Origin of the sequence: Streptomyces sp. NPDC001816 (assembly GCF_042892235.1) — a bacterium.
Taxonomy (GTDB): Bacteria; Actinomycetota; Actinomycetes; order Streptomycetales; family Streptomycetaceae; genus Streptomyces.
Window position 1 is genome coordinate 1 of the sequence record NZ_JBIATY010000021.1, and the last position, 20,706, is coordinate 20,706.

At 70.0% G+C, this 20,706-nt stretch carries 18 protein-coding genes and 1 pseudogene; 10 read left to right on the forward strand and 9 right to left on the reverse strand.

All coding sequences use genetic code 11. From position 1 onward, the window contains the following. Positions 1–436: 436 nt before the first annotated feature. The gene (locus ACFYZZ_RS43535; protein ID WP_389189102.1) at positions 437–748 is read right to left on the reverse strand and encodes a hypothetical protein; all 312 of its coding nucleotides are present in this window, start codon (positions 746–748) and stop codon (positions 437–439) included. A 683-nt stretch (positions 749–1,431) separates the two neighbouring features. Continuing rightward, positions 1,432–1,593: a hypothetical protein gene (locus tag ACFYZZ_RS43540; RefSeq protein WP_389189105.1), complete on the reverse strand. Its 162-nt coding sequence runs from the start codon at positions 1,591–1,593 to the stop codon at positions 1,432–1,434. Positions 1,594–1,771: 178 nt separating this feature from the next. Between ACFYZZ_RS43540 and ACFYZZ_RS43545 the strand changes: the two genes are divergently transcribed. After that, entirely contained in the window at positions 1,772–2,050 is a 279-nt protein-coding gene (locus ACFYZZ_RS43545) for a hypothetical protein (RefSeq protein ID WP_389189108.1), read from the forward strand. A 258-nt stretch (positions 2,051–2,308) separates the two neighbouring features. On the opposite strand, the gene ACFYZZ_RS43550 is transcribed toward ACFYZZ_RS43545, so the two are convergent. From ACFYZZ_RS43550 to ACFYZZ_RS43560, 3 genes are all read right to left on the reverse strand, one after another. Then, the gene (locus tag ACFYZZ_RS43550) at positions 2,309–3,436 is read right to left on the reverse strand and encodes a ParB/RepB/Spo0J family partition protein (protein WP_389189111.1); all 1,128 of its coding nucleotides are present in this window, start codon (positions 3,434–3,436) and stop codon (positions 2,309–2,311) included. Continuing rightward, the gene (locus ACFYZZ_RS43555; protein WP_389189114.1) at positions 3,433–4,695 is read right to left on the reverse strand and encodes an AAA family ATPase; all 1,263 of its coding nucleotides are present in this window, start codon (positions 4,693–4,695) and stop codon (positions 3,433–3,435) included. The genes ACFYZZ_RS43550 and ACFYZZ_RS43555 overlap by 4 nt, the downstream gene beginning before the upstream one ends. Before the next feature lie 459 nt (positions 4,696–5,154). Then, positions 5,155–6,099: a hypothetical protein gene (locus tag ACFYZZ_RS43560; RefSeq protein WP_389189116.1), complete on the reverse strand. Its 945-nt coding sequence runs from the start codon at positions 6,097–6,099 to the stop codon at positions 5,155–5,157. A gap of 1,830 nt (positions 6,100–7,929) precedes the next feature. Between ACFYZZ_RS43560 and ACFYZZ_RS43565 the strand changes: the two genes are divergently transcribed. Both ACFYZZ_RS43565 and ACFYZZ_RS43570 read left to right on the forward strand, forming a co-directional pair. Then, the gene (locus ACFYZZ_RS43565) at positions 7,930–10,185 is read left to right on the forward strand and encodes a hypothetical protein (protein ID WP_389189119.1); all 2,256 of its coding nucleotides are present in this window, start codon (positions 7,930–7,932) and stop codon (positions 10,183–10,185) included. Between the two features lie 153 nt (positions 10,186–10,338). Next, complete coding sequence (locus ACFYZZ_RS43570) at positions 10,339–10,785, forward strand: DnaB-like helicase N-terminal domain-containing protein (RefSeq protein WP_389189122.1); 447 nt, start codon at positions 10,339–10,341, stop codon at positions 10,783–10,785. Here ACFYZZ_RS43570 and ACFYZZ_RS43575 read toward each other — a convergent pair. Beyond that, a complete protein-coding gene (locus ACFYZZ_RS43575; protein ID WP_389189381.1) occupies positions 10,682–11,023 on the reverse strand; it encodes a hypothetical protein in 342 nt (113 codons plus the stop codon). The two genes, ACFYZZ_RS43570 and ACFYZZ_RS43575, sit on opposite strands and share 104 nt — an antisense overlap. Beyond that, on the reverse strand, positions 11,020–11,370 hold the full coding sequence (locus tag ACFYZZ_RS43580) for a zeta toxin family protein (RefSeq protein ID WP_389189125.1): 351 nt from the start codon (positions 11,368–11,370) through the stop codon (positions 11,020–11,022). The genes ACFYZZ_RS43575 and ACFYZZ_RS43580 overlap by 4 nt, the downstream gene beginning before the upstream one ends. A 103-nt stretch (positions 11,371–11,473) precedes the next feature. Between ACFYZZ_RS43580 and tap the strand changes: the two genes are divergently transcribed. From tap to ACFYZZ_RS43600, 4 genes are all read left to right on the forward strand, one after another. Further along, positions 11,474–13,726, forward strand: coding sequence for a telomere-associated protein Tap (gene tap / locus ACFYZZ_RS43585; RefSeq protein WP_389189128.1), 2,253 nt, complete (start codon positions 11,474–11,476; stop codon positions 13,724–13,726). 12 nt (positions 13,727–13,738) lie between these two features. Continuing rightward, entirely contained in the window at positions 13,739–14,296 is a 558-nt protein-coding gene (gene tpg, locus ACFYZZ_RS43590; RefSeq protein WP_389189131.1) for a telomere-protecting terminal protein Tpg, read from the forward strand. Between the two features lie 323 nt (positions 14,297–14,619). Next, on the forward strand, positions 14,620–14,877 hold the full coding sequence (locus ACFYZZ_RS43595; protein WP_389189134.1) for a YlcI/YnfO family protein: 258 nt from the start codon (positions 14,620–14,622) through the stop codon (positions 14,875–14,877). Continuing rightward, complete coding sequence (locus ACFYZZ_RS43600) at positions 14,828–15,250, forward strand: toxin Doc (RefSeq protein WP_389189137.1); 423 nt, start codon at positions 14,828–14,830, stop codon at positions 15,248–15,250. The genes ACFYZZ_RS43595 and ACFYZZ_RS43600 overlap by 50 nt, the downstream gene beginning before the upstream one ends. 133 nt (positions 15,251–15,383) lie before the next feature. Here ACFYZZ_RS43600 and ACFYZZ_RS43605 read toward each other — a convergent pair. Beyond that, positions 15,384–15,536, reverse strand: a pseudogene (locus ACFYZZ_RS43605) (IS21 family transposase); the annotation flags it as partial. Between the two features lie 856 nt (positions 15,537–16,392). On the opposite strand from ACFYZZ_RS43605, the gene ACFYZZ_RS43610 reads away from it, so the two are divergent. The 3 genes from ACFYZZ_RS43610 (at position 16,393) to ACFYZZ_RS43620 (ending at position 19,675) form a co-directional block, all read left to right on the forward strand. Continuing rightward, positions 16,393–17,391: a bifunctional DNA primase/polymerase gene (locus tag ACFYZZ_RS43610; RefSeq protein ID WP_389189369.1), complete on the forward strand. Its 999-nt coding sequence runs from the start codon at positions 16,393–16,395 to the stop codon at positions 17,389–17,391. 317 nt (positions 17,392–17,708) lie between these two features. Beyond that, positions 17,709–19,274, forward strand: a complete 1,566-nt coding sequence (locus ACFYZZ_RS43615; RefSeq protein ID WP_389189372.1) for a phage/plasmid primase, P4 family — start codon at positions 17,709–17,711, stop codon at positions 19,272–19,274. Further along, on the forward strand, positions 19,271–19,675 hold the full coding sequence (locus ACFYZZ_RS43620; RefSeq protein ID WP_389189139.1) for a DUF6009 family protein: 405 nt from the start codon (positions 19,271–19,273) through the stop codon (positions 19,673–19,675). Before ACFYZZ_RS43615 ends, ACFYZZ_RS43620 begins: the two co-directional genes overlap by 4 nt. Before the next feature lie 158 nt (positions 19,676–19,833). Here ACFYZZ_RS43620 and ACFYZZ_RS43625 read toward each other — a convergent pair whose 3' ends face one another. Continuing rightward, a complete protein-coding gene (locus tag ACFYZZ_RS43625; RefSeq protein WP_389189142.1) occupies positions 19,834–20,163 on the reverse strand; it encodes a multicopper oxidase domain-containing protein in 330 nt (109 codons plus the stop codon). Between the last annotated feature and the right edge of the window lie 543 nt (positions 20,164–20,706).

Consider the following 20,706-nt stretch of genomic DNA (forward strand, 5'->3'; position numbering starts at 1 on the left):
CGACGCCATGCCCCGGCCACGTCAGTACCGGAATACGCAACGCCCCAGGCGCCCACACCCAGAAACACAGAAACGCTGACCCCCACCCCACCCACCCCACCCACCCCACCCACGCGGCGCGTACGACGGCCGGTACCGACGGTGCCCTGCGACGGCAGACCGGGAATGCCGGTGACGGTGCACAGCCCAGAGCCACAGGCAACAACCAGACCACCAGGGCCCAGCGGAACCGGACCGCCGCCACCGGGAACGACGCAACCAGTGCCACACACCAAAGTGAAGACGAAAAACCGGCCTCAGTCCCCGACACGGACCAACCAGACAGGACCGAACACCGACTCGAACAAAAACACATCACAGCCCTGAGCCCGCCCAACAGACCAGCCAGGTCGTCCACCCACACCACCCTTCCGGGTGCGCCCGCCCTGGTGGCCGTTCAGTAGCTGGTCAGGTCTACGACCACATCGCACAGGGGATCGTCGGTCGGCTTCTGGTCATGCTCGTTGTCGAGGTAGCCGGATGTGATTCCGGCGAGCAGGCCGGGGCCGGTGTGGCTGATGATCACGTCGGCGCCGTAGGTGAGGCTTCCGTCGGGTGCTGTCAGGTACAGCCGCATGCGGTCGCTGCCAGTGATCACCAGCCCCTTGAAGGCGGGGAGGTCCGGCGTGTGATCGGCGACCAGGGCGCGGACGATCCCGGGCAGACGCTCGAAGACCCCTTGGTGGTGGTCCTGTCCTGGAGCTGTCACAGCTTCGCCCAGGCCGGGCACTTGTTCCCCGGCTGGTTCTTGCAGAACGCGTTGATGACGCCGATGGTCTGCCCCCTGCCGGCGTCGTAGTCCTGGTCCTTGGTCTTGCGTGAGCACTGAACGGGGTCCTTGGCCTCGCACCTGATGCGCTTGTCCCATGGTGCGGCTGTGCGGGCATGGGGGCCACGGCGGCGGCAGACCCCGCCGACAGAGAGGCCACGGCTATGAGAGCTGCTGCGCCTAATGCGATCTTCTTCATGCAATGATCACATCGTTGGCTCTCTCGTGAGAACAACGGCTAGATCCGGACGGTTACTGCTGGAGTGCCAGGAGGGTAACGGCCCATGTTCGTGGGGCTCTTGCGGGTTCAGGACGCGGCGCAGCCGGCCCCCTGGCACTGTCCCCACGCCGTTGTCCGCACACCGGACGCTGTCATGAGGACTCGTCGGCGCAATCCCCGGCATCGCCCTCGCGGATGTCCGCTGCGACCTACTGCGCGGCGAACAGGCCGGACCGGCCGCCTGATCCGGGCTCCTGGCCGCCAGGCCTGCGCTGCCGCTCAGTAGGCGCGGGCGATCGCATCGAGCCAGCCATCCAGTCAGCCTTGCAGCCGCCACCGACAACGCGGGCTTGCCAGCCGCCTTGGGCCTGCCCGCGTCATCGGTCGCCGCGGCTTGCCCGGGTCAGGTGCGGAAGCGGGAAAGCCAGCCGCCGGCCTTCTGCCCGGCGGCCTGTTCCTCCGCCTCCTGGCGCTCGCGTTCGTCGGCTTCGGCTTGCTGCTGTGCTGCGACGGCCCGGCTCTGGCAGTCCTCGCACAGGTGCGGGTGCGACTGCAGTCCTTGCACACCGGCCGCCGTGTCTCACGGCGCCGCTGCTCTTCCCGCGGTGGTCACGGCCGAAGCGCCAGAAGGCGGGCCCGGCCGGGCCGTGTTCGCGCAGCAGGTCCAGCGTGGTCGCCACGATCGGGATGCAGCGGTCGTAGGAGTGGTAGTCACCCTCGGGATGCCACCGCCCCTGCCAGTGGTGGCGGGCGAGATCGGCGACCTTCTCCATCTCGCTCTTGGCGGAACGCTTGCCGGCCTGGTGGAAGTCGAGCAGGACCGGCGGGTGCACCCGCTCGTACTCCTCGGACGGGGTGCGGACCAGCGGGTGCGCCACATCGGCTTCTCGATGCCGTCGGTGTCCTTCTCCAGCAGCAGCACCCCGGCCTCCGGCGCAGTGAAAACGACGTCGGCGCGGGCGCTGCCGATCGCGGGGTTCTTCCAGGTGCCCTTCACCGGGAGCGCGACCTCGGTGGCGTAGGAGGTGAGGGATCCCGCCGGGTTCGTCGACGGCGGCCCGCCATCGATGGGCAGCGGGGGCGTGCTCGGGGAGATCGGCGGCAAGGGAGTTGGGCTTGGCGCTTGGGCGCGGTCCGCATGACTCGGCTTCCGGTATTACGGCGTAATAGCTGTCAGGCTTCTCAGCCCCGCTCGTTCCCACCGCTGTCTTGTTCTCATGGAACCTCAAGGGGCCGGCGCCGACACATAGCGCTGGCCCCTTCCTCGGAGGTCGTGCGGGTCAGCCGGCCCGAGCAGCGGCTTGCTCAGCAAGCGATCGCGCCAGCTCACCAAGCCTGGCCGGATCCCGTTCCAGCCCCTTCATGCTCAGGAACCGAAGCAGGTCGAAGAAGATGTCATTGGATTCGATCTTCGTGTCCAGGAGCATCGTGAGGGAGCCGGGGTTGTCGTATGGCAGCACACGGACCTGCCGCTCCCTGCCAGCAGCGCTCTCGTCGGTCGTCGGTGCGGACGAGTCAGTCCGTGGCTCTGGCACCGCCTGCTGGCGGGCTCGACCATCAGCGGTCTGCTCGGCCTGAGCGCTTGAGGCAGAGCTGCTCGACTCGCCGCCCCCTATTACGCCGTAATAGTTGTCGGACTCCCCCTCCTTGGCTGCCGAGGCGCTCCTCTTTGTCCTCTGCCGAGCGCGTTCTTGCTTCTCCGTCTCCTTGCGGGCCCGTTCCCGCTTGAGTTCCTCGAGAGCGGCCTCCTGCTCTTCGGCCGGCTTGTTGCCGACAGCACGCAGCAGTTCAATGGGCTCTTCCCCGACCCGAGCCTGGAGTTCGGGCGTGAGATTGAGCAGGGCTAGGCGTTGTGAAACCCAGCCCTGGGAGCGGTGGAGGCGCTTGGCGAGCGCGGTCTGGCTGCCGTAGATGGCCAGGAGCCGCTGAAGGGCCCGAGCCTCGTCGAACTCCTCGAGGTCTTGGCGGTGGATGTTGGCGACGAGAGCGGATTCGAGGAGTTCCTCAGAGTTGGTGCCCTGGTCGTCGCTGACCATGACCTTGACGGTGGCGATACCTGCTTCGCGGGCGGCAGCGAGGCGGCTGCTGCCGTCGATGACGACATGGGCGGTGTCGGGTTCCAGGTCGGCTTCGCGCTCGGGGTTGGCTTTGAGGTAGGCGTCACGGTTCATGACCGTGATGGCCTGCTTCTGGCCATGCGTCTTGAGGCTCCCTGCAAGGTCGGTGAGGTCGCCGAGGCTGGAGCGGGGGTTGTCAGGGTTGAGGCTGATGCGGTGCGGGGGGAGCTCGGTGGGCGGGGCGACGCCGTCGGTGGGAACTCCAGTGGCGGCGGCGACGGCTTGGCGGCGCGCGCTGACGGGGCGCGTCCCGCCGAAACGGCCGGCGCCCAGCTGGTCGGCCTTGCTCATGCGATCTCCCTGGCCAGTGCTCGCATGCCGATCGCCTGCTGTGATTTGGGCGCGTAGGACAGCAGGGGCTGCTTCATCCTGACTGCTTCCTTCTGTTCCTTGAGGTCGCCGATGAGGCCGACGACTCGTGGATCCTTTATGTCGACCCACCCCTGCAGTGAGGAGGTGGCGATGAAGCCCCGGCGGGAGTCGTAGAGGTTGACGACAATGCCGAGGTAGTCGATGTCGACCTGAAGGTCGCCACGCAGGTCGTCGATCTGCGTGGTAAGCAGCTCGTAGGCGTCGGCGGAGCTGTCTTCGGCCTGCACGACGATCAGAGCGCCGGACTGGCCTGGCTTCTCGCCGTCGCGGCGGCGACCGTAGTAGGCGGCGGCGTCCATGCTGAGGCCGAGGCTGGGCGGGCAGTCGACGAGGATCACGTCGTAGTCGACTTCGAGCGGGGCGAGCGCGCGCTCCAGGGCGGCTTCCCGTGCACGCACAGCGGACAGGCGTACGTCGAGGAGGAAGGCGTCGTTGCAGGCGGGCAGAAGGTGGAGTCGGCCGCCGAAGGCATCGTCGTCGACGGAGACGATGAGGTCACGCAGGTCGCCCTTGGGGTCGCCTGCCATGTGGTTGGTGAGGCTGTCGCCGTTCATCGGAAGCGGTGCGGCCCCGAGCTGGTTGGTGAGGTGGCACTGCGGGTCGAAGTCGACGAGGAGAACCCGCAGTCCGAGACCGGGCAAGTTCTCAATGTCGAGCGGGTCAGTGGCCGGCTGTTCGTCGGGGTGGGTGTCGCTCTCGCGGAGGGCTTTGGCGAGAGCCTTGGCTACCTGTACGGCGTGCAGCCTGTTGGGGTCTTCGGCGAGTGCCTCACCGAGGCCAGCGGTGATCGCGGTCTTGCCGACGCCACCCTTCTGGTTGCAGACGACGATGCGGCGGGTGACCTCAGGCCGTGCGACGTCTGGTGCGGGGTTGGAGTCGAGCCACAGCTGGACGGCCTGGGCCAGGCCCTGGATCAGGGAGACGCGGCGGTCCGTGGCGACTTGGCGGAACTCATCCCACTGGCCGGGAGGCAGGAAGGTGGAGAAGGAGTCGGCGCCTGAGGTGTCGATGGATGCAGGGGTGGAGGCAAGGCTGCACCAGTCCCTGATGCCCTGCTCGACGGCTGCCTGGATCTCCACGCCGCGCTGGGCGGCTCTGATTTTGAGGTTCTGCCGGAGCCATCCCGGCAGTTTGGAGACGACCTTCTCGCGGTCGCTGGAGGTGGCTGGCGAACTCATGGGGACACCTTACTAACGTTCAAGATCTATTGAAGCACCGACACGTTAGTTTCTGGCTCGTCGTGGGGTGTTGGAAGGCCAGGAGACGGCATCCATGGCCTATTACGCCGTAATAGCCGGACCCGGTGGCATCGAAGTAGCCGTCATCCCAATGCTGTAGTGGTTAGCGCGTCCTCACCCGTTGGCAAGCACGGCTTGGTCGCCAGAGCCCAAGAGAGGCCAACGCGGTTGCCTTGGCGGGCCAGCACGATCCGAGCGTCTGCTGTTCTCGGTAACGGGATCTGGGCAAGCGCACGACAAAGCCGTGCAACCTCATTCGATCGCTGGTTCAAGGAGGTCCGCCTGCGCCGCCGGCTCCTCCACTCCTAGATCAGCATGGTCTGAGCCGACCGCACTTTCGCTGGCAAGCTCGTGATCTGGGTCAAGAGCACCTCAACCGTCTGACCACCCGGGCCGCGGTCAAGCTGATGATTCCGCGTCTGTGACCCACTGGTCGGCAGTCACCTCACGTGCGACACGGCGCCACTCGGCTTCTCCGCCTGGCAGCGGCCAGGCCCAGGTGGGCCGTTGCGCCGTGTCCAGCTCCTGGAGACGGCCGGCAAGGGAGGGGCCCGCGGTGGCGGCACCATCTGGGACAGCGGTGCCATGGACGGTGCGGAGTCCAGCGAAGCGGGCCAGTTCGGCCTCGTAGAAGTGCACCGCCCGCTCGGTGCCTGCGACCACCTCGTCGCTCGGTGCAGTGCGGTGCAGACTCAGCAGGGAGGGCGAGGTCGACTCCGCGATCGCTGCGGCGAGCCGCGCGTGACCGTCCAGAATCAGATGGCAGTCCAAGCCGCTGACCCACCACAACAGGACGGGCGGGAGCGTTCCGTCGCGAGCCTGCTTGCGGTACGCCTTGACCCGGCTGCCGCCCGCATCGGGCATCGGCCGCAACGGGAGGATCTCCCACGAGCCGGCATGCATGAACCAGTCGATGTATCCGTCCGGATGGCCCTCGATGAGCATCGAGCTCCAATACTCGGCCTGCGGCCGGCGGCCGTGGTTCCAGCGCAGGAGCGGGCTCTCGCACGAGAGCAGCCACCGGCCGTCGTGCAGAGGACTGCCTGGTGAATCGAGCAGATGCTGTACGAAGCGGTACGCCCAGCGATCCAGGTCGCCGGCCAAAGCCCGCCCGGTCCCGGCACGCAACGGAGGGATGGGAGAGCGGTAGGTGTCAGTGCGCCAGAACTCCACTCCGCAGCGGTCCTCGTCGACAGCGGCAAGGAGAACAGGCCGCGACTGCTGAGCAAGAAGCAGCCGCCGCTCGGCGCTGAACAGGCACAGATCTGGTTGACGGCGTGCCTGCACCTCCAGGGACAAGCCCGTCCAGGTGCCGTCATCCCGAGTGATATCTGTACGCCGCATGCCGAGACACTAGATCGTGCACGCGGTCGACCGCGCCTTGGTTCCAGGGGCAGAGGCTCCCAAGTGCCTGCCATGCCAGGCACACCTTCGTGGGGTGGAGACGAGGTTTGCGTCAGTTCGGAGGCGAGCACGAAGAGGCCCTGACCTATTACGCCGTAATAACCCCTCAGGGCCGGGACCGCGTTGTCCTGATCGGGCGGGGGAGTGGGCCGCGTCGGCTATTACGGCGTAATAGCCGAGAGCTGCTGGCGGCGGGGGAAGGGCCATCGACGGTCCACTCCTACTGGATCTGCTGCCTTGGCGGCGGTTCCTACAAACAGCAGCGCCTGGGATCGCTCGACGCGGGTGGAGGCCAGGACATCAGCTGCTCGATCCGGCTGACTGCCAAACCGACGAAGAGCCAAGCGCTGCAAGCACGTCCAGGCCGTCATCGCTGGCCCGTCGCCTCGCCGTCGATGACGAAGGTCGCGGCCTGCTAGCAGTGGCAATGGCTCAACGAACAGGAACTGCGCGTGCTGATGGCACCGCCTGACGACTGGCAGGACAAAGACGCGTGGAGCGAAGGGCACGTCGCGGTGGTGCATCGGCCCGACTGGAGGGTCGTACCTCCCCGGTCGATAACGGGATATGACCTGGCCGGACCACGGGTAGCGGCCCCGCGAACCGACCGTCGAGAGGATGCCCGCCAAACGGTCTCCGGTCTGAGTACGAGCTGGGACCCGCGACGCAACGTCCGCGCGGTCGAGGAACTGTCCGCCGGCAGGATCGTGGCGACGCTCGACGGGGTCCAGCTGAAGTCCTGGCTGCCTTCGGGGCGACGGCAGTGGGCTGTCCGGGACGACGACGGTGGCGGCAGGGTCGTTCGTCTTCTCGCGTAGCCGATAATCGAGGCACTACTGAAACGCCGTCAGAACGCCTATGCGACACGTGGTCACCGGGATCTCATCGATCGCCGGATGGGAGTATCGTGTCTCCGAGCTTGATCAAAAGAAAATGGCCCCCGCGACCTTCAGCAAGTCGAGGGGGCGGGCCACTGGACCTTGTAACGGGGGTCCTCGGCCTGCCGACCACCCCTTACTTTTCAGCGAGTCCAAGGTGATCGACATGCATCAGGGTACCCGTACTCTGCCCCAGACACACAGCGCCCCGCCGTGGTGCCAGCAGCGCTTCAGCGCGAGCTGGCCCTTCGACGGGGCGTTTGTGCTGCGCGCAGCCGTCTGCCCCTCGGTTGAGGGGAGCGGCATGACGTAGATCGAGGGGCGGCCTGGCCGCCCGGGGACCAGCTCCCAGGTGATTCGCAGTCACCTCGGCTGGTGCCCCATCTGCTGCCGGAGGGTTTCGCAGGCCCTCCGAAGGGATCGCCCGACCGGTTCGCACCCGGCCAAGCGGTTCAACATCTCGTTCGATTCCAACGCGAACGCGAAGCACCACTCGCAAGGAGAGGAGCGCTGCTATTTTGCATGACTACTTGGGCTTTCGCCAGCCCAGATATGCCCGTTTCACCCCCATCTGCACGTCTGCGAAGTCCCATCTTGCGGGATTTCACAGCCCGATTCGCCACGTATGCCCTGTTGTTCACTGGGAGCTGTGCTCGTTTCCCGCTGCACCTAGGCTCCGAGCCCGTGTCCGGCTCGGAGCCTCCGGGGGTGCGCGGTGAGCTCTTTCGCGGCACCGACCACCGCACTGCTCCCTGCCCCGCGTCCTGCAGTCGACGATGACGCGGTCGGCGCTCCGACGCCTCTCCATCGGCGGGATGTTCTGCGCTCGGTGCCGGCGTGGGGGCAGCCTGAGGGCGAGGGTTTGGACGACGCGCTGCGGTTGGGTCGAGGGATGCGGCTGCGACTGCTGGCCGCAGTCCGGGCATTGCTGGCGGACCCGTCGTTGGCGGGGTTGAAGGACGCACCGCGGCTGGCGGCCGTGGTGCTGTACGCGAAGTCGCGGGCGCCGCGGGGCCGCGTGGACGACAACCAGTCATCGATCTGGGGCGCGGAGCTGGGCCGGTGGCTGGGTGTGAAGGAGACGACGGTCCACCACCGGGTGCTGCCCGCGCTGCGCGGCTCGGGTGCGCTGCGCACGAGGGTGGTGACCGACGCGAAGGGGCACCCGACCGGGCTGGACTGCCTGGTCATGCCGCTGTGGACCGCCCGCAAAAACGGGGGAGCGGCCGACCCGCTGGCCCTGTCGAAGGCGGAGCTGGCGACGCTGCTGCGCCTGATCGAGGCGCTATTCGGGCCAGGCTGGACGCCGAAGGGCAAGGAGCCGATCCCGGCCGGGCTGCTGGCCGGCCGTACGGGCAAGGGCGCGGCGACCGACCGGCTCGGGCTGCTGCTGATGGTGCTGAACACGCGGTCGTCGGGCTGGCTGCAGCTGTGCGGCGGCTCGGTGAAGGCCCGTGACGGGCGTGGGGCGGCGACCCTGGCGCGGCTGCTGGGCTGCTCGGCGTCCGGGGCGCGGAAGGTCCTGGCCAGGCTGGCGGAGGCCGGTGTCGTGGCGCGGCAGCGCAAGGCGACAGCGACGCGGATGAACGGCCGGGGCAGGGTCATGCTGCTGCCAGTGGCCCGCGCCTACGGCCGGGTCCTGGCCCCGGTGGAGGCTGCTCAGGGCACGAAGGCGGTGTTTTCGCAGCGTCCCGATGGTGCAGTCGGAGATCATGCTCCGGCCGCTGCTGCTGGTCCCCTTGGCGCATCTGGGGATTCGGGGTCTGAGGGTGCCGCCCCGGCGGAAGACCGAGAGCGTCCCGATGGTGCAGAGCTCCACGCCTCCCACGCTTCTGTGGTCACTCCTGTCCTCCCTCCGCAGCTCTCTGGTGGTTTTTCCGGCGAAGGCCGTGGTGGGAACCCTGGTCTGCCGGACCGCGCGTGCGTGCGCGAGGACGGCCCGCTTCGCGGGGAACAGCCGTTGATGTCCCAGGTCAGTGAAAGTCACACGGCAGCTCGTGCTGCTGGCCGTTCTCAGCTGACGGTCGTGGTCGGCGGTCATGGACGCCAGCAGGGGCGGGAGGTGGCCGACCTGCCGGATCGTCGTCTGCGGGTGGCTCTGGCGCCGGCGGCGTACCTGTGGCAACGGTTGGACCGAGGTCAGCAGGCTGTGGTCCGTCGAGCGGCGGTGCAGGCGCTGCAGGTCCTGTCGGGGATCGCTGATGAGCGCGTTGCGCCGCGGCTGCTGGCCGACCGGCTCACCGACCGCTTGGACGAGGTCGGCGGTGAGGCTTTGGTGCGGGATCCCATGGGCTGGCTGCTGGGTCGGGGCCTGGTGCAGCGGCAGGCCTGTACGGACCTGCGCTGCGACGACGGGATCCGCCTCGACACCCGAGGCGACTGCCCGTCCTGCGCCGGCGTGGTCGCCGACCGGCGCGCTCAGCGCGCCCGGCTGCGCACGGTGGTCGACGCCCAGCTCGCTGACGCGGATGGGGCCCGCCGTCGGGTCGTTTACGAAGAACAGCTGCGCGAGCACACGATGCTCGAGGCGGCCCGAACCGAGGCCCGGCATGCGCGTGCCGCTGCCGAGGTCGAGGTGCGGCGGGCTGCCGCGGACCGGCGCCGTCAGGCGGAGGAGGCCGCTGAGCTGGCACGCAGGTCGGCGGCCTGTACCGAGTGCGGGCTGCCCGGCGCCGCCGGCCTGTGCCCGGAGTGCACCTACCGGCAGCGTACGGACGCTCTGGTGCGGGAAGCAGTCGACCTGGCCGTCGCAGTCCGGGCGGACCTGGATGATGCGGACCAGGTCGCAGCGCTGACCAAGCAGTGCACGGCCGACACCCGGGCGCTCGTTGCCGACATGTGCCGTCGCAGCGGCGGCAACGACGGGGTGGAGGCCTTCACTGCACGGGAAGTGGCCGAACGGATCCGGGACGAGCGCCTGGCCAGCGGCCACCGTCGGTTGCTGGTCAGCGAGGAGGCCGAGACGGAGGCGGATGCGGTCTACGACACGACGCTGCGCCGTCGCCCGGACGGACACGAGGCCGCCCAGGGCGCAGCCGAGGACGCCCGCCGCCGCACAGCCCAGTACCTGCTGCACCACAAGCTCGGACAGCTGAAGGCGGTGCGCGCCCGCATGGCCGCAGGCCGGGCGCCCCGGCGGGCCGGCTGACGGGATGTCAGTTCATGCCGCTAGCGTGGCTGTTGGCGCTGAGCGCTGTCGCCCACCGGGTGGTGGTGGGCTTTCACGTATCGGAGGCTGATCGGACGTGAGTGTTCCCTCCCAGCGCGGCCTGGACGACTCCCTTGTCCCGCCACCGCTTGCGTGCCGGCCAGCCCCAGCCGCACAAGCGCTGGATCCCGAAGATGTGGAACGGCCAGGCGTGGCAGGTGTGCGGAACCCCGCGGCGCAGCGGGCAGGAAGCCGAAGAGTTTCTCGCACAGCTGCGTCAGGGCCCGAACCCGATGTCCGCGTACCGGCTGGTGTACGCGTTCACCGACCACAACGTCGTCCGGGTCTGGGGCACCCCGACTCTGCGCCAGCAGGTCGACCTGTTTCGACCTGTACGGACGCAACCAGGCCACAGACCCCCTCACGGTGACCGCCCACCTCACCCAGGAAGGCCACCTCGAGAAGGCCGGCGGATCCGACTACATCGCCGCACTCGTCAACGGCCCTTCACCCTCCCGGAGCTGGCTGACCGAGGCCGAACGCGTCCAGAGCGCAGCCATGCTGCGCCGCACCAAGAGGGGTTGCTGCCGCCGCCGGTGATGGCGGCAGCGGGCGCGGTCTTGCACAGCAGGCCGGCCCATTCCACGGAGTTGCAGGTGCCGGTGGCGTCGGGGCGGTAGTAGGTGTACGTCAGCGTGTCCGCGTCCGAGCCGGACGATCCGGCTGTGCGGGTGGTGGCCGCCCGGCCGGTGTCGTCGTACGTCGTCACTGTGGTGCCGGTGTCGCCTCCGGTCGTGGACCGCTGCTGAGCGGTGGACCAGTCGTAGGCCGACGTCACCTTTTCGGTGTCGGCATCCGTGGCGCAGCCCAGGATCGCCGCTCCGGTGACCAGCGGCTTGTGTCTGACCCGGCCGTCGCACCGGCAGTGCGGACGTCGGTGGCAAGGAGCGCGGCGTAGTGGTGGTGGGCGGGCTTGTAGAGGTCGCGGCAGATCCGTACGGCCCCGCCGCGCTGCTTGAGCACTGCCTCGATCAGGTCACTCACCCGGGTCTTCCCGGCGCCGGGCTCACCTCCGACGATCACCACGACCGGCTGCTCCTGCGGCGCGGCCTGGCGAGCGGCAACCGGCAGGATCACCCCGTCCAGCACGTCGCGGCGCTCCTGCTCCGACAGCGCTTCGGTCACCAGCCCTCCCCCGTCTTGATCACACCCCAAAGGGTAAATCCAAGAATAAATCAAACGCAAATCCAAGGGTAAGTTGTGTTAGGGTCGGTGATGGAGGTGGAGCATGCCGACGGAAGATGAGCTGTTCGCTGCCGTGGAAGCACTGCTCGCCGGCGAGCCGGAGATGCCCGAGCCCGCCGAGCGGGCGCGGCTGCGGGAGGCGGCTGGGGTCACTCAGGCCCGGCTCGCACAGGTGCTGCAGACGACGACGCAGACGGTGAAGAACTGGGAAGCCGGCCGTGCCGAGCCGCGTGCCCCGCGCCGCCAGGCCTATCAACGACTCCTGAACGGATGGGCGGAGCGGTTCCCTGCCGACCCCGCCTACGCCGCGCCTGTGCAGGACACGGCGGCGCCCGAGGCGTTCACCGGCCGGACAACCCCGGCGGAAGCACAGACTCTGTCTACAGGGCAGGCGACCCAAGGCGCGGCCGCTGTGGACGACACCCCGTCCCGTATGGCCGCCGGTCCCGCCCCGGCCGCCGCGTCCCGTCCGGTGCGCACCGCCAGGGGGGCGTCGACGTCCGGGCGCCACGGAGCGAAGAAGGCCGCCCCCGCCGGCACCGCTGTGGACGGAGCAGCCGACCCGCGCTTCGAGAACGGCCCGCTCGCCGTCGTCGACGTCGAAGACGGCCAGGTGCTGGCGTACTGCGTCGGCGGCCTGGTCCTGGACGTGCCCGCCAAGTCGATCCCGGCCCTGGTGGACTGGACGCTGCGCGAGGCGCGGCTCGGTCAGCCGAAGCTGTCCGGGCCGGGCAAGGACGGCGACCCGCTGATCGTCCTGACCGAGGCCGCGCTGGAGCGCTACGGCCTTCCCGTCGCCCTCACAGATGAGGAGCGGCTCGCCGGGCGGCTCCCGGAGGGCCACAAGGTCATCAAGCAGCTGGTCCGCGCGGAGTGGAAGCTGACCAAGCGCGGGTTCGGTCCGTGGGCGCGGATCTACCGACCGGCACAGGGCTCGGAGCGGGCCTGCGTGCAGCTGTGCATCCCGTCGTGGCATGCGCTCGACTCCCGCCACTGGGGCCAGGCCGCGCAGCTGGCGCCGGCGGACCTCGCCCGGGTCCTGGGCGTGTACGCGTCCCGGGTGATGACGCCGCGCGGCTCCACCGCCGTGACCGGTCTGGAGCTGATGACCGCGCTGCACCCGCCGACTCACGCCGTGCGTGACGAGGCCACCGGCGCCTTCCGGAAGTCGGAGACCAAGACGCCGGGCTCGCTGGGCGAGCATCCGGTCGACCCGGCGCCGTGCGAGGCTCCCGACGGGCACCCGCTGCTCAAGGACCTGCCGCGCTTCCACGTACGCGGCCCCGGCGAGAAGCTGTTCGAGGAGGCCTTCGACTGGGCGCGCCCGCTCACCGACGCCGAATGCATGCGCCGCAACCTGGTCGGCATCGACGTCAACATGGCCTTCGCGGCCGGCGCCAACGGACTGGTCGTCGGCCTGGGCGAGCCGACGCACGTGAAGGCGCCGGTGTTCGACCCGAAGCTCCCGGGGAGCTGGCTGGTCGACCTGTCCCACGTCGACCTGTCCCGGGTGCAGGTCGCCAAGGACAAGTGGGTGGACCTGGACGCGAGCCTGCTGCCCAGCCCGTTCACGCCGAAGGGCGAGCGGCCCGAGGGCCCGGCCTGGTACGCGACGCCGACGGTGGCGTATGCGGTGGAGCTCGGCTACGACGTCGCGCCGATCGAGGCATACGTGCGCTACGACAACGGCCGCTACCTGGACGCCTGGTACAACCGGCTGCGCGACGCGTTCCTCGCCACGATGGCCGACCTCGGCGTGCACGCCGACATGGCGCCGGCCGACTTCCTCGTGGCGATGGACGGCTGGCGCGGGCGCGACCCGCAGCTGGCGATCGTCGTGGACGCGATCAAGGCGACGGTCAAGGGCGGTCTGGGCAAGCTGCGCGAGCGGCCCCGGGGCGAGGGATGGCGGCCGGGCCAGCCGTGGCGGGCGCTGTCCCGGCCGACCTGGCGACCGGACATCCGCGCGGCGGTCATCTCCCGCACCCGGATCAACTTCCACCGCAAGATCGTCAAGCATGCGGCGTTCACCGGGCAGTACCCGGTGGCGATCCTGTCCGACTGCGTCGTGTACGCCGTCGACGGCACCAGCCCGCTGGACTTCCTGCCCTACCGGGACGGCAAGCCGCTGCCCGGCGGCTTCAAGCTCGGCATCAACCCGGGCCTGGTCAAGTGGGAGGGCACCCAGAGCGTCCTGTGGGGCGAAGAGGTCCGCGAGCGGTTCAACGCGCCGGAACTCAACCTCGCCCGGTACATCAAGGACGGCACCGTCACCGACGCCGACAACGGAGAGTAGGAGAGGGCGACGATGAGCCTGTTCGGGGACGGCCTGGACGCCGCGGTGCAGAAGGCGTTCACCCGCCCGGCACCCAAGACCGCGCCCGCGCAGATGCGGTACCTGGTCAAGCAGCTCAAGGGCACGAAGGCGGTCGCCCAGATGCTGCGGATCTCGCAGCGCACGGTCGAGCGGTACGTGAAGAACCAGATCAAAAAGCCCCGACCGGACCTCGCCGCCCGCCTGGAGGCCGAAGTGAAGAAGCGGTGGCAGCCGCAGATCCGGGCCAAGGCACGACAGAGGGCGGTGACGACCGGCGGCATCGTCCTCGACACCCGCGCACGGATCGGCTACACCGCGCCGATCGGCTCGACTGACGAGGACCGGCTCCGGCACCTGACCGTCGCACTGCCGCCCCAGTACGCCGCCCGCCTCTTCGAGGCCCAGGAGCAGGGCGCCACCGAGCAACGTCTACGGGAGATCGCGGCCGAAGGGCTCAAGGAGGTGTACTTCCAGGACGACGGCCGCCGCGCCGGCCAGCTCGAGGAGGTCCGCCTCACGGACATCGAGCACCTCGAGTTCGACCTGTAGCAGCCGCACCCCGAACAGCCTGCGAGCCCGGACCAGTTGGTCCGGGCTCGCCAGCGCATCCGCGGGGGGCGGGCGTTCATGCGCGCGACGCCGTACCCAACGACGTCGTCGCGCGCCGGTCACCCCGCGCCCGTGGCAGCCCGGGAGAAAGCCGGCTCTCCTGCGTGGCGAGCGCCGCATCGACGAAGGCCCGCACGAGCGCGGTCACCTCGGACGCCCCGGGCGGACGGGGTCCCTGGGCCGTGTCCTGCAGGGGCAGCCTCCTGCGGCGCGGTTCTGCTGAATCCTTACCCGTGCTGTACGGCCTGCTGTACGTTCGGGGTATGTCGAAGTCAGTGACGATCCGGGTCCCCGAGGACCTGCACTCCCAGCTGCAGGAGCGTGCTGAGGCCGAGGGCACCACGGTGACCGCGCTCATCACCGAGGCCGCGCGCAACGCGGTCCGCGACCCCCGTCTCGAAGGGGCTGCGGAGGTCTTCCGCCAGTTCGTCGCCGACAACGCGGATGCGTTCGACGCGGCGTTCCCCGACGATGCCCCCGCCCGTCTGGACGCTGCCGAGGTTCCGGGGCGGGCGGCCTGACGTGGAGCTCCACGTCGACATCCGCTGGCTCCTGGAGCGCCAGGCGGAGGTCCTGCCCAAGCACCCGTCAGTACACGACTTCTCCAACCTCGTGGCCGCCGTCGCCCGCCACCGCGTCAACACCCCGCAGGTCGGCGTCACCGTGGACAACGCCTGGCGCGCTGCCGCGCTCATGCACGCCGTGATCCGGCTGCGCCCCCTCCCGGCCCGCAACGCCTTGTACGGCGCCGCGGTCGTCGTGTCGTACATGAACGCCGCGGGCGAGGCAATCGACCCGCCGTACGGCGCGCTGATCGACCTCGCCCGGGACATCGACGCCGGCCGCGCCGACGGGTACGGCGCGGCTGACCGCATCCGCTCCTGGCGGATCTGACAAGCCTGAGATGGAGCCGGGTGCCGCTGGATCACGCCATCGGCCCGGAGCTCTTCGCCGCGCTGGGTGCGGGACTGCTCCTGTGCGGCAACCTCGGGCCGTCAGGGGGCGGTCGTCAAGGCCGGGAGGCCAGAAGGCTGGCGGGCCGCAGCTCGCGCACCCGTTCCTTGAGGATGGTCATCGCACGCTGCCAGCCGATCCGCTCCGCGATCACCGTCGCCGGCATCGTTGGCGTCTCCCGCAGCAGCTCACGGATCTGCACCTCGACCGCGTCCACGGCCGAGCCCTTCGCCGGTCCCGTCACCCCTCCCGGCCGACAGCCAACCCCGACGGGCCGCCCGGATACCGAGCGCGCGTACGGCGCCGTGAAGGGTCCGGCCGCTCTGACCTGCGAGAGCGGCCGAGGTAGCGACCGAAGCGACGGAGTCTGCGGGTTTTCGTACAAACGCTCGGGGCGGGCTACATGTGTGATGCGGAGTCGCTTGAGTCGCTGTTGGGGAGGCCGCGTCGGCTTCAGTCGCTGTGGGGAGGGGGCCGTTCGGGCGGTCCTGCGGGGCGGGGGCGGGGGCAGCGACTGAAGAAAAGCGACTGAAGGTTGCTTGAGTAGCTTTCGGTCGCTTGGAGAAAGCCCAGGTCAGAGGAGATATGGGGGGTGAATAGCGACTGAAGCGACTGAAGGTTCGGGTATATGAAGCGCAACGCACGTGTGTGCGCGTGCGCCTGCGCGCGTCATATATTCAGTCGCTGAGTCGCTTGAGTCGCTGTCGGGGTTACGAAATGCGGTCTGACCTGCGGTTTTTTTGCAGCGACTGAGGAGCGACTGAACGGGGTTGAGTCGCTGGGGGAGGGCGGGTTCAGTCGCTGAGTCGCTGCGTGAACCTTGATGTTCTTGTGGCGCCAGATGCTCTCTTCAGCGGATGACCTTCGCTAAGGTATGTCCGTCGTTGAGTCGCTTGGGTCGCTGACAGGGGATGGGCATGGCTTCTGAGCTGCGGGATTCGCGCAGCGGCTCAGGGCGGCCCATGATCGGAAGCTCCGGTTCCGGGCTTCGGTCGCTGTCCGGGGACGCGCCCGCCGACTCCGCTCGGCGCGCCGGGCTCGCGCTGGCGACCGCGCGCTGGTGCGCCAGCAAGGGCTGGCCCGTGCACCCGCTCGCACCCGGCCGCAAGACGCCGGCCGGCAACTGCGAGGCCTGCCGGGCCGCCGGGCACACGTACCGGGACTGCGCCTGCCTGCGGGCCGGACGCTGGTGCCACGGGTTCCACGCGGCCACCCTCGACTTCGCCCGCATCGAACAGTGGTGGGATGCGCACCCCGGCCTCGGTGTCGGGATCTCCTGCGGTCCCGCAGGCCTGATCGTGATCGACATCGACGCGCACGAGCAGCCGCTGCCGGACCGGGACAGACTGCTGCCGGGCATCCCCGTGGCCGACAGCGTCGACCTGACGGGTCTGGCCAACGGCTTCCACACGCTGGGCGTGCTGGCCGCGCTGCGGGGCGAGCAGTCCCCCGCGCAGGACGGCTCGACCCTGCGGGTGCGCACGCCCTCGGGCGGCCTGCACGTCTGGTACCGGGCCCACCGGGGCCACCGCTGGCAGTGCTCCGCGGGGTCCGGTTCAGGCCGCGCACTGGCCTGGCAGGTCGATGTGCGGGCGCACGGCGGCTACATCATCGCTCCGGGCACGGTGACCGACGCGGGCGTGTACGAGCCGGTCGGAGCGGTCCGGGAGCCCGCACAGCTGCCCGCCTGGCTGGCCAGGGAACTGGAGCGCACCGGGCACCTGCCGCCCGCGCACATTCCCGCGCCGCGCCCGGTCCCGCCGCGGGCCCAGCAGGCCGTCGTGGCCGCCGGTGGCGGCCGTGCCGTGGTGGGGCGGGCCCTGAGCACCGTCCTGGCCGAGGTGGCGGCCTGCGCCGCCGTACCCGAGGGAGCGGCTTTCTCAGAGAAGCTGAACCGTGCCGCGTACACCGCGGGCGGGCTGGTCGCCGCGGGGCTGCTGAGCGCGTCCGACGCCGAGCGCGCCCTGCGGGACGCGGCCGACTACGCCCGGCCCGGGCAGGAGCGGCGCAGCGGGGCGATCATCCGCAGTGGGCTGAGCGCGGGCTCCCACCGCCCGCTGACTCCGGGGGGCCGCTCGTGACCACGGACCGCCACAAGCGCCTCGCGGAGGCCTCGCTGGACGACGACGGGCCGGGCCGGCCAGGGCACGAGTCCGGGTCCTTCGCCGACGACCGGCGGCTGGACGGCGCGCTGCTGGACGAGGGCTGCCTCGTGGGCGGGTCGTTCGGCGACGACTCGTATCCGGGCGACGGTTCGTACGCCGAGGACGACGCCCCGTACTGCGACGAGGAGTTCGCCGGTGAGTCGCCGTCCGGGGCTGACGGCGCGTTCGCTGACGAGGCGTACGGTGACGGCGTGACCGGCGGCGAGGAGCTCCTCGGTGGGCAGTTGGCGCTCATCGGCGACGAGGAGGTCGGCGTCGGCGAGTTCGACCCGCAGGCGGTCGCGGCGCAGATCCTGGCTCAGGCGGCTTCTGTGCCCGCTCAGGGGGCCGCGGGGGGCGTCGGTGCCGTCCAGGCCGTTCCGGGACCTGCGGGGGCGTCTGAGGGGCTCTCAGGGGATCGGGCGGCCGGGGAGGTGACGGCGGACGGGCTGCTGCCCGACACGCTGAGCGACCGCGGCAACGCCAAGCTGTTCGTGAAGCTGTACGCCAACGACTACCGGCACGTGCCGGGGCTTGGCTGGTACCGCTGGGACAGCACCCGCTGGCAGATCGACGAGGACGACACCGCCCTGTGGGCGGCCGGCGACCTGGCCGAGTCCATCGCCACCCAGGACCCGCGCGGGCTCCACACGCCCGCCGCGCTGCAGCAGCACCGCCGCCGGGCCCTGAGCACCAGCGGCATCAACGCCATGCTCGTGCAGGCCAAGTCGGCGCCCGGCATGGTGCTCAACGCCGCGCGCCTGGACGCCGATCCGTACGCCCTGTGCACGCCGGCCGGCATCGTCGACCTGCGCACCGGGCGGATCCGGGCGCCCGATCCCACCAAGGACTTCCACTCCCGGTCCACCACGGCCCCGCCCCAGCCGATGCCCGTCCCGCGCTGGAACCGCTTCCTGACCGACACCTTCGGGGAGGGCCCCGAGGGCGCCGAGATGATCGGCTTCCTGCAGTTGCTGCTCGGCTACTCCGTCACCGGTGACGTGGGCGGGCAGGTCATGCCGTTCCTGTTCGGCTCCGGCAAGAACGGTAAGTCCGTGCTGCTCGACGTACTGATCAAGCTGCTCGGCGACTACGCGGACGCGGCGCCCCCCGGCTTCCTGATGGCGCGCCCGTACGAAGGCCACCCGACGGACCTGGCCGAGCTGCACGGGCGCCGCGTGATCGTGTGCAGCGAAGTCAAGCCGGGGGACCGGTTCGACGAGGCCCGGGTCAAACTGCTCACCGGCGGCGACCGGATCAAGGCGCGGCGGATGCGGCAGGACTTCTTCAGTTTCGAGCCGACGCACAAGCTGTGGCTGCTGGGCAACCACCGGCCCGAGGTGGGCACGGGCGGCTTTGCTTTCTGGCGGCGCATGCGGCTGATCCCGTTCGAGCGGGTCGTCGCCGACGACCGCAAGATCGACAACCTGGCCGACATCCTCGTCACCGAGGAGGGCCCTGGGATCCTGAACTGGCTCATCGAGGGCGCGCGCCGCTACCTGGGCGGGGACAAGGACCTCACGGGTCCGGAGCGCGTCCGTATCGCGACCACGGCGTACGCGGAGACGGAGGACCACACGGGGCGCTTCCTGGGGGAGTCCTGCCGGATGGAGCCCGATCTGCGGGCGGAGCAGGCACAGCTCTACGCGGCGTACCGGGGCTGGTGCCAGAATGAGGGCGCCCCGGCGATTTCCTCCCGGGCCTTCGCGGCACGTGTCCGCGAGGTGGTGGGGCTGGCTTCTCCGAAAGAGATGATCCTGTCCAACCAGCGCAAGTACTACCCGGGCATCGGCCTGCTCGCGTACGAGGAGACAGCATGAGCGCCCTCATCGGTGAGGAGGAGATCTGTCACGAGATCGACCTCGTCTGGCTTGAGGACATCAGCCGGCTCGACTACGTGCGGCAGAGCCTGGACCGGCTGCCGAGCCGGCGGGGCAGGCCGGCGTACCACCGCGACGGGCGGATGGTCGGGTACGCGCAGCTGGGGCCGGGAGCCAAGCCGTCCCGCTCGTCGGGGACCTTCCGGCGGCGCGTGTTCTGGCTGCTACCGCACGACCGGGACACCGAGCCGGAGGGGCTGTACGCGAAGGGCGCGCCGGCGGAGGCCGTGGACGCGCGGACGCTGGCGCCGGGGCACAAGGGGCGAAAGACGGAGCGGTCGGAGGGCGGGCCGATGTCGCTGATCACGGGTGACGACGGGTTCGGGCTGAACGCGAGCTGAGGCGGTAGCGGTGGTCCGGGCTGTGAGCGCCGGGCCCGGCCGGCCGGGGCTGAACGTGCGGGCGGGGCCCGGGGCGCTTGTCAGCGCCCCGGGCCCCGCTTGCCTCTGACCCTTGTACGTGTCGAACGTCGCCTGGATCTTGACCGTCTCGCCCGGCATCAGCATGACGGTGTCCGGTGCGGACGAGGTCGAAGCGCAGGACCTGGCCGACGGCCTCGGCGGTGGCACCGCCCAGGGCGGCGTTCTCCAGGACGATCTGAGCGCCCAGCCGTCGGGTTGGGCCGCTCCAACAGGCCGTCGTCGGAGCCGATCTGTACGATCTCGCTGCCGTCGGCTGGGCGGCCGTCGTCCTCCTCCTGGGCCACGAAGGCGCCGTGCAGGTGGACCGACGTGTTTTTGTCCAGGCCGTTGAACTGCAGGACCTGCACGGGACGGCCGGAGCGGGCGCGGAGGACGGGGCCGGGGAAGTAGCCGCCGTACGTGAACACCTCGGTCTGGAAGCCGGGTTGCTCTCGCGCCGGGCCGTCGCATCGTCATGACGGAGCGGTCGGTGCCGTCGAACGTCGAGTACGGGGTCATGACCGGCGGGACCGGCATGGCGAGCTTGAACTTCTCGATGGCCAAAGCGCCAGCGGCGTGAGAGCCGCGCCGGTGCCGGCGGTGACAAGGGCGGCGCTGAGCACGGTACGGCGGGTGGGCATGACCTACTCCCTCCATCCAGAGCGGCGGTGGTGGGAGGAAGGGGCTCCGGCAGGGGTGGCGGAGGGGGCACTGTCGGTTGTTGGTCGTCGGTCGGCGTGGCCGCTGCCGGCCGTGGTGGAGCCGGGCCGGTGGTTTTTGCCGCGGCTGGTTCCGTACGGCTGCCGATGGCGGCTCGGGGGACGGGCTTTGGCCGGTTCCGCGCCGACGCCCGGGGCTCGTGTCGTGATTCGCCATCGCGGGGCCGGGCGGCGTGGTCCGCTTTGTCGGCCGGGTGCGTACAGGGGTGCGCTCGCGGTTTCGGGGGGCTGGAGGGGGGCTTGAGAGAGGCC

Excerpts from the sequence above, each read along its gene's own strand:
- ACFYZZ_RS43600 (WP_389189137.1), top strand. The coding sequence starts at position 14,828 with ATGCCCCCGCCCGTCTGGACGCTGCCGAGGTTCCGGGGCGGGCGGCCT.
- ACFYZZ_RS43620 (WP_389189139.1), top strand. The coding sequence starts at position 19,271 with ATGAGCGCCCTCATCGGTGAGGAGGAGATCTGTCACGAGATCGACCTC.
- ACFYZZ_RS43555 (WP_389189114.1), bottom strand. The coding sequence starts at position 4,695 with ATGAGTTCGCCAGCCACCTCCAGCGACCGCGAGAAGGTCGTCTCCAAA.
- ACFYZZ_RS43550 (WP_389189111.1), bottom strand. The coding sequence starts at position 3,436 with ATGAGCAAGGCCGACCAGCTGGGCGCCGGCCGTTTCGGCGGGACGCGC.
- ACFYZZ_RS43595 (WP_389189134.1), top strand. The coding sequence starts at position 14,620 with ATGTCGAAGTCAGTGACGATCCGGGTCCCCGAGGACCTGCACTCCCAG.
- ACFYZZ_RS43560 (WP_389189116.1), bottom strand. The coding sequence starts at position 6,099 with ATGCGGCGTACAGATATCACTCGGGATGACGGCACCTGGACGGGCTTG.
- ACFYZZ_RS43565 (WP_389189119.1), top strand. The coding sequence starts at position 7,930 with ATGCGGCTGCGACTGCTGGCCGCAGTCCGGGCATTGCTGGCGGACCCG.
- tap (WP_389189128.1), top strand. The coding sequence starts at position 11,474 with ATGCCGACGGAAGATGAGCTGTTCGCTGCCGTGGAAGCACTGCTCGCC.
- tpg (WP_389189131.1), top strand. The coding sequence starts at position 13,739 with ATGAGCCTGTTCGGGGACGGCCTGGACGCCGCGGTGCAGAAGGCGTTC.